Source organism: Roseomonas sp. TAS13 (assembly GCF_001950415.1).
Taxonomy (GTDB): domain Bacteria; phylum Pseudomonadota; class Alphaproteobacteria; order Acetobacterales; family Acetobacteraceae; genus Roseomonas; species Roseomonas mucosa.
The window spans coordinates 1-11,242 of the sequence record NZ_BDLP01000136.1 but is presented as its reverse complement, the minus strand read 5'-3'; the positions used below and the strand labels follow the sequence as shown (position 1 = coordinate 11,242).

At 66.0% G+C, this 11,242-nt stretch carries 10 protein-coding genes and 2 pseudogenes; 5 read left to right on the top strand and 7 right to left on the bottom strand.

Features of this window, described 5'->3' with window-relative positions:
- Window positions 1-86 (bottom strand): annotated as a pseudogene (locus tag ROTAS13_RS26275) (IS5/IS1182 family transposase); the annotation flags it as partial.
- A 46-nt stretch (window positions 87-132) separates the two neighbouring features.
- Between ROTAS13_RS26275 and ROTAS13_RS12270 the strand changes: the two are divergent.
- From ROTAS13_RS12270 to ROTAS13_RS12255, 4 genes and pseudogenes are all read left to right on the top strand, one after another.
- Window positions 133-1,515: pseudogene (locus tag ROTAS13_RS12270) on the top strand (CitMHS family transporter); the annotation flags it as partial.
- Window positions 1,516-1,556: 41 nt separating this feature from the next.
- Window positions 1,557-2,897, top strand: coding sequence for an acyclic terpene utilization AtuA family protein (locus ROTAS13_RS12265; RefSeq protein WP_075822486.1), 1,341 nt, complete (start codon window positions 1,557-1,559; stop codon window positions 2,895-2,897).
- Between the two features lie 2 nt (window positions 2,898-2,899).
- Complete coding sequence (locus tag ROTAS13_RS12260) at window positions 2,900-3,220, top strand: hypothetical protein (RefSeq protein ID WP_075822485.1); 321 nt, start codon at window positions 2,900-2,902, stop codon at window positions 3,218-3,220.
- A complete protein-coding gene (locus ROTAS13_RS12255; protein WP_083755502.1) occupies window positions 3,163-3,663 on the top strand; it encodes a GNAT family N-acetyltransferase in 501 nt (166 codons plus the stop codon). Before ROTAS13_RS12260 ends, ROTAS13_RS12255 begins: the two co-directional genes overlap by 58 nt.
- Window positions 3,664-3,718: 55 nt before the next feature.
- Here the strand turns inward: ROTAS13_RS12255 and ROTAS13_RS12250 are convergent, their stop codons facing one another.
- From ROTAS13_RS12250 to ROTAS13_RS12235, 4 genes are read right to left on the bottom strand one after another with little or no spacing between them, the layout of a single operon-like run.
- On the bottom strand, window positions 3,719-4,837 hold the full coding sequence (locus ROTAS13_RS12250) for an ABC transporter ATP-binding protein (RefSeq protein WP_075822483.1): 1,119 nt from the start codon (window positions 4,835-4,837) through the stop codon (window positions 3,719-3,721).
- A gap of 11 nt (window positions 4,838-4,848) precedes the next feature.
- Window positions 4,849-5,763: an ABC transporter permease subunit gene (locus ROTAS13_RS12245; RefSeq protein WP_058389867.1), complete on the bottom strand. Its 915-nt coding sequence runs from the start codon at window positions 5,761-5,763 to the stop codon at window positions 4,849-4,851.
- Window positions 5,764-5,770: 7 nt separating this feature from the next.
- On the bottom strand, window positions 5,771-6,661 hold the full coding sequence (locus ROTAS13_RS12240; RefSeq protein WP_058389868.1) for an ABC transporter permease subunit: 891 nt from the start codon (window positions 6,659-6,661) through the stop codon (window positions 5,771-5,773).
- A gap of 54 nt (window positions 6,662-6,715) precedes the next feature.
- Window positions 6,716-8,056 carry an extracellular solute-binding protein gene (locus tag ROTAS13_RS12235; RefSeq protein ID WP_075822482.1) on the bottom strand — a complete coding sequence of 447 codons (1,341 nt, stop codon included), beginning with the start codon at window positions 8,054-8,056 and terminating at the stop codon, window positions 6,716-6,718.
- Window positions 8,057-8,479: 423 nt separating this feature from the next.
- Here ROTAS13_RS12235 and ROTAS13_RS12230 point away from each other — a divergent pair, with 423 nt between their 5' ends.
- Complete coding sequence (locus ROTAS13_RS12230) at window positions 8,480-9,337, top strand: transglutaminase family protein (RefSeq protein WP_314216558.1); 858 nt, start codon at window positions 8,480-8,482, stop codon at window positions 9,335-9,337.
- A gap of 205 nt (window positions 9,338-9,542) precedes the next feature.
- Here ROTAS13_RS12230 and ROTAS13_RS12225 read toward each other — a convergent pair whose 3' ends face one another.
- Window positions 9,543-10,256 carry a response regulator gene (locus ROTAS13_RS12225; protein WP_075822481.1) on the bottom strand — a complete coding sequence of 238 codons (714 nt, stop codon included), beginning with the start codon at window positions 10,254-10,256 and terminating at the stop codon, window positions 9,543-9,545.
- Window positions 10,253-11,152 carry a sensor histidine kinase KdpD gene (locus ROTAS13_RS12220; RefSeq protein ID WP_139323339.1) on the bottom strand — a complete coding sequence of 300 codons (900 nt, stop codon included), beginning with the start codon at window positions 11,150-11,152 and terminating at the stop codon, window positions 10,253-10,255. Before ROTAS13_RS12220 ends, ROTAS13_RS12225 begins: the two co-directional genes overlap by 4 nt.
- Between the last annotated feature and the right edge of the window lie 90 nt (window positions 11,153-11,242).

The following is an 11,242-nucleotide window of genomic DNA, read 5'->3' as shown; positions in this document are numbered from 1 at the left end:
CGCCCGCCCTTGGGCTTGGGCTGCTCGGGCGGCAACAGCGGCTCAATCGCCGCCCAGAGATCATCAGAAACCAAAGGCTTCGCCATGCCCACAGAAACGCATCATACCGGGTTTAGTTAGGCGCTCTTAGGCTTCGCGACAATCGCGATATTCCTGTTCGCCATCATGACCAGGCGCATGTCCGTGCTGGTCGCCCTTGTCCTCATCCCCACCATCGCCGGGCTGCTCGCCGGCGCAGGGCCGGAGCTGGGCAAGATGATGCTCGACGGCATCGCCCGGGTCGCGCCGGTCGGGGTGATGATCATCTTCGCCGTGCTCTATTTCGGCCTGATGCTCGATGTCGGCCTGTTCGAGCCGATGATCCGGCGCCTGCTGCGCTTCGTGAAGGGCGATCCGCTGCGAGTCGTGCTCGCGACGGCGATCCTCACCATGGCCGTCTCGCTCGACGGTGACGGCGCCACCACCTTCCTCATCACGGTCTCGGCGATGCTGCCGCTGTACCAGCGGCTCGGCATGAACCGGCTGGTGCTTTCGGGCGTCGTCGCCCTCGGCGCCGGGGTGATGAACATCATTCCCTGGGGTGGGCCCACGGTGCGCGCCATGGCCGCGCTGAAGGCCGATTCCTCGGCCATCTTCAATCCGGTTGTGCCCGCCATGCTGGCCGGCATCCTCTGGGTGCTCGCGGTCGCCTACTTCCTGGGTCGGCGGGAGCGGGCCCGCCTCGGCATCGCCTCGCTCGATGCCCTGCCGGCCGCCGGTCCTCGCCCCGCCTCGCTTTCCGCCGCAGTGCCCCTCGGCACCGGTCCGTCCGGCGCGGGCGAGGACATGCCCGATGGGATGTCCTCCATCCAGGCTGGCCATGCCCCGGCGGGCGAGCGCAAGATCGCGCTCGAACGGCCGTGGCTGTTCTGGTTCAACACCGTCCTGACCGTCGTCCTGATCGTGGCGCTGCTGACGTCCCTGCTGCCGTTGCCGATCCTCTTCGTGCTGGCCTTCGCCATCGCCCTGCCGGTCAACTACCCGAGCTGGGAGGAGCAGCAGAAGCACCTGGTGTCCCATGCCGGCAGCGTCGTGACCGTGTCCACCATGATCTTCGCGGCCGGCATCTTCACCGGCGTCCTGACCGGCACGAAGATGATCGAGGCGATGGCGGGCGCCGCAGTCTCGGTGATCCCAGAGAGCCTGGCAGGCTACCTGCCCCTGATCGTGGCGGTGACCAGCATGCCCCTCAGCCTGGTCTTCACCCCAGACGCCTACTATTTCGGCGTGCTGCCGGTGCTGGCGCAGGCCGCGGCGAGCTTCGGCGTCGACCCCGTCCTGATCGGCCGCGGCGCCATCCTCGGCCAGATGACGACCGGCTTCCCGCTGAGCCCCCTCACCGCCTCGACCTTCATCCTGGTCGGGCTGAGCGGGGTCAATCTCGGGGACCACCAGCGCTTCATCTTTCCCTGGGCCTTCGGGACCACGCTCGTGATGACAGCGGTCGCCCTAGCGACCGGCGTCCTCCTGGGATGAGGCCCATCACCGGCGCAGGCCGCCACGCGAAGGAAGGTTCCATGAAGACGATCAGGATCGGCGCAGGCGCGGGCTTCTCCGGCGACCGCATCGAACCGGCGGTGGAGGTGGCCGAACGGGGCGAGGTGCGCTACCTCGTTTTCGAGTGCCTGGCCGAACGCACCATCGCCCTCGCCCAGCAGGCGCGGATGAAGGACCCCGCGCGGGGCTACGACCCGCTTCTCGTCGAACGGATGCAGGCGGTGCTCGGCATCTGCCGTGCCAGGGGCATCAAGGTCATCACCAACATGGGCGCGGCCCATCCGGTGGCCGCCGCCGGGAAGGTGGCGGAAGTCGCGCGCGACCTCGGGCTTTCCGGGCTGCGCATCGCGGCGGTGACCGGGGACGACGTGCTCGACGCCGTGCGTGCGGGCGACCACAGGCTCGACGAGACGGGCGAGACCGTCGCCTCGCTCGGCAACCGGCTGATCTCCGCCAATGCCTATCTCGGCGCCGGCCCGATCGTGGAGGCGCTGGCGGGCGGTGCCGATGTCGTCGTCACCGGCCGTGCCGCGGACCCGGCCATGTTCCTGGCACCCCTGGTGCACGAATTCGGCTGGTCCATGGAGGACTGGACCCGGCTCGGGCGCGGCACCCTGGTCGGGCACCTGCTGGAATGCGCGGGGCAGATCACCGGCGGCTACTTCGCCGATCCGGGCTGCAAGGACGTGCCGGACCTGGCACGGCTCGGCTTCCCGATCGCCGAGGTGTCGGCGGACGGCACGGCCGTGATCGGCAAGGTTCAGGGTTCGGGCGGCATGGTGACCGCGGCCACCTGCAAGGAACAGATGCTCTACGAAGTGCACGATCCCGCCCGCTACCTGCAGCCGGATGTCGTGGCCGATTTTTCCGGTGTCCGGGTGACGGAGGATGGGCCGGACAAGGTGCGCGTCGAGGGCGGCGGCGGCCGGCCCCGGACCGGCATGCTGAAGGTCTCGGTGGGTTATCTGGACAGCTATGTCGGCGAAGGGCAGATCTCCTATGCCGGGCCGGGCGCCGTGGCGCGCGGACGGCTGGCGCTGGAGATCGTTGCCGAGCGGCTGCGGCTGATAGGCGTCCAGGCGAGCGAGATGCGCTTCGACCTGATCGGCGTCGACTCCATTTTGGGACCGAAGCAGCCGGCCGGTGCGCCCGAGCCGCGCGAGGTGCGGGTCCGGGTCGTGGGCCGGACCGACAGCCTGGCGGAGGCGATCCGCATCGGGAACGAGGTGGAGTCACTTTACCTCAATGGACCGGCCAGCGGCGGCGGGGTGACGAAATCGGCACGGGAAGTGGTGGGCATCCGCTCCTGCCTCATCCCCGAAGCCGCAGCGGTACCGCGGATCACCTGGGTGGAGGCATAATCATGATCCTGCGCGAACTCGCCCATGCCCGCACGGGAGACAAGGGCGACATCTCCTGCGTCTCCGTCATCGCCTACGACATGGCCGATTATTCCCGGCTGATGCAGGTGGTGACGGTGGAGCGTGTGGCTGCGCATTTCGCCGGCATCGCGAAAGGCCCGGTGCGGCGCTACGAACTGCCTGGGATCGGCGCGCTGAACTTCGTGCTGGAGGGCGCGCTGGGCGGCGGCGTCACACGGTCCCTTGCCCTTGACGCGCATGGCAAGTGCCTCGCGTCCCTGATGCTGGAACTGGACATTCCGGCCAATGCCGGTTCCTCGTGAGCGGAGGCCTGCCCGTTACAGGGCGAGTTCCTCGTGGGAGCGGAAGATGCCGCGCCGCGTGGCATGCCGACCGGCAGCGGCTTGGCTACCCCGTGCTGGTTGCCGGTGCAGATGGACAAGTGCTGGGTTATGCCTCGTTCGGGGACTGGCGGGCGTTCGAGGGCCATCGCCATACCGTGGAGCACTCCGTCTATGTCCGGGTGGACCAGCGGGGCCAAGGTATCGGCGAGAGCCTCATACACGCGCTCATCGGCAGAGCGCGGGAGATCGGAAAGCATGTCATGGTCGCGGGGATCGAGGCAGGGAACGGGGGGTCGATCCGGCTTCACGGGAAGCTCGGCTTCCAGCAGGCCGGCAACCTAAAGGAAGTCGGTACCAAGTTCGATGGATGGCTCGACCTCGTCTTCATGCAGCTCACGCTTGACGCCCGTAAGGCTCCATAAGGCCGGTGCGTGCATGCGTGCACCGCGAACCGCCGCTGCCTCGGCCTGCGGACTTCTACGAATGGCTATCCACAGGCAGGCAATCCAACACTTCGCTGGCAGGAACAGGGGACGCGATCGGATCCAGTCTCCGTCCCGTCGCCACCTCAAACACATGCAGCTTTGCGGGCGGAAAGCCAAGGCTCAGGTGATCGCCACGCGCAATAGGGGTCTCCACCGATCGCTGGACGATGAGAGGTTGACCGGCGACCCGGACGTGCACGAGATGGCTTGTACCGATATCCTCCACCATCTCACAAATCGCGTCGATACTCCCCTGCCCCACATGTTCGGGGCGGATACCGATCAGGACCTTCTGACCCGGCAGGAGCTTACCGGCAAGCGGCAGGGTCATGCCCTTCGCAAGTAGCACCTCTCCGCCGCCAGGGGAAACCTGCCCCTCCAGCAGGCTCATCGCGGGAGAGCCGAGGAAGCCCGCCACGAAGCGTGTCGCCGGCCGCTCATAGACCTCCCGCGGCGAGCCGACCTGCTCGACCCGGCCGGCCTGCATGATCACCAGGCGATCGGCGAGTGTCATGGCCTCGACCTGGTCATGGGTCACCAGGACCGAGGTGACGCCCAGGGAGTCGTGAAGTCTGCGCAGTTCCGCCCGCATCTGCACCCGCAGCGTGGCATCGAGGTTGGAGAGCGGTTCGTCGAAAAGGAAAACCTTGGGCCGCCGCACCATGGCCCGGCCCATGGCCACGCGCTGCCTCTGCCCACCGGAAAGCTGTGACGGCCTGCGCTCCAGGAATCCATCGAGAGACAGGCTTGCGGCCACCTCGCGCACGCGTGCCTCCCGCTCCTTGCGGGGGATGCCGGCGACCTTGAGCGGATAGCCGATATTCGCCCCGACGCTCATATGCGGATAGAGCGCGTAGTTCTGGAACACCATGGCGCATCCGCGCTCCTTGGGTTCCCGCTCGTTCATGCGTATGCCGCCGATGCGCAGTTCGCCGGATGTAATGGATTCCAGGCCGGCGATCATACGCAGCATCGTGGACTTGCCACATCCCGAAGGGCCGAGGATCACCACGAAACTGCCAGAGTTCAGGTCCAGATCCACGGCATGCACGGTGGCCGTGGCGGCACCCGGATAAGTTTTCGACACGGCTTCGAGATGGATGGCAGACATCGAGGCTTCTCTCACTTTTCCGTCGCGATCAGGCCACGCACGAACCAGCGCTGCGTCAGCAGCACGACGAACAGGGGCGGAAGCATGACGATCAACGTTGCCGCCATGAGGATATGCCATTCCGGCAGCCCATCGCCCCGGGGCACCAGGCGGGACAGCTCGACCAGCACCGTGGCACGGGCAGGTTCGGTCGTCACCAGGAGCGGCCAGAGATATTGGTTCCAGGCATAGACGAACATGATCGTCGCCAGCGCGGCGATGTTGGTACGGCTGAGCGGCAGCAGCACGTCCCAGAAGAAACGCAGCGGACCGGCGCCGTCCATCTTCGCGGCTTCCACCAGGTCCTCCGGCACGGTCATGAAGAACTGCCGGTACAGGAAGGTGCCGGTGGCGGTGGCGACCAGGGGCAGGATCAGCCCGGCATAGGAGTTCAGCATCCGCCACTGCAGGGCGATGCGAAGACCGGAGACGCTTTCGACCAGCCCGGTCAGACCTGTCATGTCGAGAATAGCCTGGAAGGGCCGCAGCGCATTGGCCGCCACCGCATAGGTCGGCACGATGCGCACCTCCAGCGGCAGCATCAGCGTGACGAAGATCAGCCAGAAGATGGCCATCCGGGCACGCCAGTCGAAGAAGACGATGGCGAAGGCCGCGAGTGCCGCCACGGTGATCTTGCCCAGCATCACGCCGAAGGCGACGACGAAGCTGGTGACGAAGCGGGCGCCGAAATCGCCGCGCCTCCAGGCCTCGCCGAGATTCTCGAAGAGATGGCTGCCGAACCACCAATTGATCGGCACGTGGTTGACCCCGGCGATGTCCTGGGAGGCCGCGACGATGGCGAGCCAGACGGGGACAAGCAGGAAGACCACGCCCAGCAGCAGGATCGCATGGGTGACGATGTCGAAAACGGGGCGGCGCTCGATCATGGTATGCTCACCGGTAATGCATCCGGCGTTCGATGACGCGGAACTGCACGAAGGTCAGCACCATCACCAGAAGCATCAGCACGATGCTCTGCGCCGCCGCGCCGGAGTAGTCCAGGCCTTTGAAGCCATCGGAATAGATGCGGTAGACCATGATTTCGGTGGCACGAGCGGGGCCACCCGCCGTCATCACATCCACCAGTGCGAAGCTGTTCGTGAAACTGTCGGTCAGGTTGATCACCACCAGGAAGAACAGTGTCGGGGTCAGCAACGGCAATTGCAGGTCGATCATGCGGCGCAGAGGGCCCGCCCCGTCATTCGCCGCCGCCTCGATCAGGCTGCGCGGGATGGATTGCAGCCCGGCCAGCAGGAAGACGAAGTTGTAGGAGACGAGCTGCCAGGCCCCGGCAATGATCAGCATCAACATCGCATGCGTGCCGTTCAGTCCCGGATTCCACAGGCCGGGCGACAGGGTGTTGAGCCAGGAGAAGATCCCCGAACGTGCATCGAAAACGAACCGGAAGATCACGCCGACCGCCGGTGCGGCGATGGCATAAGGCCAGATCAGCGCCAGCCTATAGCCACGCGTGCCCTTCAACTCACGGTCCACGAACATCGCGAGCACCAGCGATATGAGCACGGCGAGTGCCGTCGTGGCGAAGGCATAGACGATGCTGGCCAGGACCGAGTTCCAGTAGGCCCTGTCCTGGAAGACGTTGGCAAAGTTCTGCCAACCCACCCAGGCGTTGCCGCCGCCCCAGGGCTGTTCCAGCGTGAAGGCCCAGTAGAAGGCCTCGCCTGTCGGCCAGTAGAAGAAGACGAAGATGCAGAGCAGCTGTGGCAGCACGAGTGCCCAGGGAAGCCAGCGGCTGTGGAAGAGTGCGCGTCGGGACTGATCCATGTCTTTTGCCGCAGGGTGGCCGGCGTGGGAAACGCCCGCCACCCCGCTTCCCGGTCAGGGCAGCTGCTTGCCGCGATAGGTCTGCTCGAAGCGGCGCAGCAGCCGGTTGCCCTCGGCGGCCATGCTGTCGAGCGCCTCGTCCATGCTCTTCTGCCCCGCGAAGGCTGCCTGCATCTCATTGGCATAGGTTGCGCGGAACTGCGTCATGTTGCCCAGGCGCAGGCCACGGGAGAACTCGGTCGGTTCGGTGGCCAGCAGGCTGGTCATGGCGACCTCGCGGCCCACATTCTGCGGCTTCTGGAAGAAGTGCTCGGCCTTCAGCCTGTCGTAGCCACTATGCGTGACCGGGATGTAGCCGGTGTTGGTGGCCCAGAACTCCTCCGATTCCGGCGTGGCCAGGAACTCGAAGAAGGCCGCTGCGGCGCGATACTCGCCGGCCGGACGGCCCTTCAGCGTCCAGAGCGAGGCACCACCGACGCGGGTGTTGGTGCGTGTCGTGCCGGCATAGATCGGCAGCAGCGCCGGCGTCCAGTCAAGGTCCGGCTTGGCCGTCAGGCGAATGGTCGAGTGGTCGGCGATGGAGTTCAGCGCCGCGCCGCAGGTGCCGGATGCGAAGGCCGCGGTGACGTTCTGGCCGCTCTCCGGTGTCTTCACCGCCAGCAGCCCTTCCTTGTACCAGGAAAACAGCCGGTTGAAGTGCTTGCGGACCAAGTCCTGCTTCTGGAAGACGTACTCGGCATCCAGCCCGCCATAGCCGTTGCCCTTGCTCGCGATCGGCAGGTTCTGGACGGATGCGAACTGCTCCAGCCAGGGCCAGCTGTCGAAGTTGATCGCCATCGGACAGGCGATACCCTTCGCTTTCATGGCGCGCAGAGCCTTCTCCAGTTCCTCCCAGGTCTCGGGCGGCTTCTCGAAGCCGGCCTCGCGCCCCATGGCCCGGTTCCAGTACATCACCGCGGTCGATGAGTTGAAGGGGAAGCTCAGCATTTCGCCCTTGGAAGTCGCGTAATAGGCTGCGATCGGGGAGAGATAGTTGTTCCAGTCGACTTTCCGCTTCTGCTCCTGCATCAGATCCCGGGCCGGGATATACTGGCCGGAGAGCATCAGGTCGGCGGTGCCGATGTCATAGACCTGCACGACCGTGGGCTGCTCGCCGGCGCGAAAGGCCGCGATGGCATTCTGCAACGCGTGCGCATAGTCGCCCTGGCTGACGCAGGACACTTGGAATTCGTTCTGCCCCTCGTTGAAACGTTTGCAGACCTGCTGCACCACATCGCTGAGCTGGCCGGTGAGGCCGTACCAGAAGGTGAAGCGCTGGCGCGTCTCGGCCTCAGCGTGACCGGAAAGAAGCGTGGCGAGAGCCACGCCAGCAGCGAGGGCCGTTCTGCGAAACATTGATCACAATCCCTTGGGGGGTACGATGGCGGCGGAACCTAGTGCTGCTTCGTGACAGCCGCTTTGCACGGGTGTGACGACAGGATGACCAAAAAGGGCCTGCGGATGGTCGTTTCGGCGTTGGGTTCCGCTCGACCGGCGACCGTTCGGCGAATGCCGTGCCGCCCGTGCAGCTTCGGCCGGGACGGCGGCAGGGAGGAGCCGCAGCGGAGCGGCCGCTCCGGCATAAGGCCGCGCAGCCCGGCACAGGGGAACCATCCCCCCGATCCTCGGGTGCCGTATCGGAGGCGAGCAACGCCTCGCCCGCGGGGCGGTGGGGCTCGGGCAATGTCCGGGGGGTTAACCTGTCCAGTTCCACAGCCCGTGCCGGTCCCTTCATCTGATTATATGGGGTCCTCTGGCGCATCCGTGTTAGGGATAGGGTTGGACGAGGAGCCCTACGTGCAGATTCAGGTTGGTTATGAACTCGTCTACGAGTTGCCGCAGCCCACGCCTATGATCCTGATGCTGAGCATCCATCCCGATCGAGCGAAGGACATCCTGGTCGCCGAGGCACCGCGCTGCGATCCTCCTGTCCCCGTTTCTCCTTACCGGGACGGCTTCGGCAACCTGGGTTCACGCCTTGTGGCACCTGCGGGACGTTTTGTCCTTTCGAACAGCGCCATGGTGCAGGATACCGGCCTGCCTGACACCGTGGTGCCGGACGCGGCCCAGTGCATGATCGCCGACCTCCCGGATGAGGCCATGACCTTCCTTCTGGGAAGCCGGTACTGCGAGGTCGATCTGCTGGCTTCGGCCGCCTGGAACTTGTTCGGGAATACCCCGGCAGGATGGGGCCGCGTGCAGGCTGTCTGTGACTTTGTCCACCGGCACATCACGTTCGACTATCAGGCGGCGAGGGCGACACGGACGGCGGCCGAGGCTTATGCGGAGGGTCGCGGTGTCTGCCGGGACTATGCCCATCTGGCGATCACATTCTGCCGCAGCCTGAACATACCGGCCCGTTATTGCACCGGCTACCTGGGTGACATGGGAACGCCGCAGCCCTGGGGCGTTCCGGATTTCGCGGCTTGGTTCGAGGTCTATCTGGACGATGCCTGGCACACCTTCGATGCGCGCAACAACACCCCCCGTATCGGTCGAATCCTGCTGGCACGGGGGCGGGACGCCACGGATGTCGCGATCACGACCACTTTCGGGCCCAACTATCTTGCGAGCTTCAAGGTACAGACCGACGAAATCGTGGTGGCGAAGCCAGCCGGCAGCGGTAACGCTGGCTGAGAGGTTCGTGGCCGCCCCGGCCGGCCGCGCCATCCGCCGGGAGATCGAGCCTTCCGCGGAGGAGCTCAAATCGTTCTGAGCACCGTCCGCGACGCCCTCTTTGCCGTCTCTGCGGCTGCGGGCACAACATTCGCAAGATCCTCGCCCAGCTCAGTATCCTTCTGGCCGCCCTCTTCAACAGCCTTATCCGCCTGATCGGACCGGCTTAATCCGCGGGACCCAGCCGATAGCCGACACCCGGTTCCGTTCGGATCAGCGTGGCGGCATCGCCGAGCTTCTGGCGCAGATGTCCGATATAGACACGCAGATATTGCGGGCTTTCGGCGTGGCCTGGCCCCCAGACCGCCGAAAGGAGCTGGCGCTGGGTCACCACGCGGCCCGCCCCCGCTCTTGCCAGGGCGGCCAGCAGATCCCACTCGCGGGGCGTCAGCTTGAGTGCCGCGCCATTGACCATTACCGTTCTGGCAGCGAGGTCCATCTCGATCTGGCCGATACGGATCAGCGCCGCCGGCGCGTCCTGTCCCGCTGCTGCGGCGACACGACGAAGCGCGGCCCGAAGACGGGCAAGGAGCTCGGCGAGCGCGAAGGGCTTCTCGACAAAGTCGTCCGCGCCGGCGTCCAGGGCCGTCACCTTGGCCGCTTCCCCATCACGGGCGGAAAGCACGATGATGGGTGCCGTGCAGAAGGCGCGGAGTCTGGGGATCGCCTCCTGCCCATCCAGATCGGGCAATCCGAGATCCAGCAACACGGCGGCGGGCGATTGCGTGGCTGCCAGATGGAGCCCCGTCGCGGCATTCTCCGCCTGCATGGGCGCATAGCCAGACGCTGCGAGCGCCGGCCCCAGGAAGCGGTGGATCTGCGGCTCGTCGTCGATCACCAGGATACGGGGGGGTGATAGATCGGGGGAGGAACTGGTCATGCGGGGAACCGTACTGTGACACGCGTGCCGCGCCCCTCCTGGATGGGGCTCTCGGCCAGGATCTCTCCTCCCATGGCCTGGGCCAAACCCCGTGCGATGGCAAGGCCCAGGCCACTGCCGGCCGCGATCCGGTCGGTGCGCGAAGCGCGGTAGAAGGGATCGAAGATCCGCGCCAGATCCTCGCGTGGAATGCCGGGGCCGTCATCCTCGATGGAGACCGACGCATTCGCGCCGAGGCGCTGCGCGACGACGGCGACACGCCCCTCCGGTCCTGAGAACTTCATCGCGTTGTCGAGCAGGTTGCCAAGGATCTGGTCGAACAGAACCGGATCCAGGGACGGGTCCGGCAAGCGGGTGCCGATGCGCCGCTCCACCCGGCGTCCCGTCGCGTGTTCTGCCCGCGCGATGGCGGACTCCAGGGCAGAAGCCAGGTCCACCGCCTCGCTTCGCAGGGAAACCTGCCCGCTTTCCAGCCGGACCATATCGAGAATATTGGACAGGAAACGGCCGAGGCGTGCCGTTTCCTCTTCGGCGGCGAGGATGAGATCCGCCCTGGCTGCCGAGGAAAGTGCATCCCCCATCGTCCGGAGCGTCTCCAAAGAGCCTCTGATACCGGTCAGCGGCGTGCGCAGGTCATGGCCGAGGGAGGTGAGCAGCGTCGTCCGCAGCGCATCCGCTTCCGCACGCATGGCACCCCGCGCCCGGTCCTCCATCAGCTCCGCCCGTTCGAGCGCGATGGCCGCCTGGTCGAGAAGTGCGGCCAGGGTTCGCGACCTTTCGCTGTCGAGCGGCTCCGAACGGTCCGCGAAGCGGATCCCCACCACCCCTGCAATGCCTTGCCCGCTGGGCAATGGCTGAATGTCAATCGGCACTGAATTGGGACCCCAGATCGGCACGCAAAAGGGACCCTCTTGTGAGGTGTGTTGAGGGGGCGTTCAGGCGCGGTTCTTGAATCGCCAACTATCGTTGCCGGTCTCGACGATGTC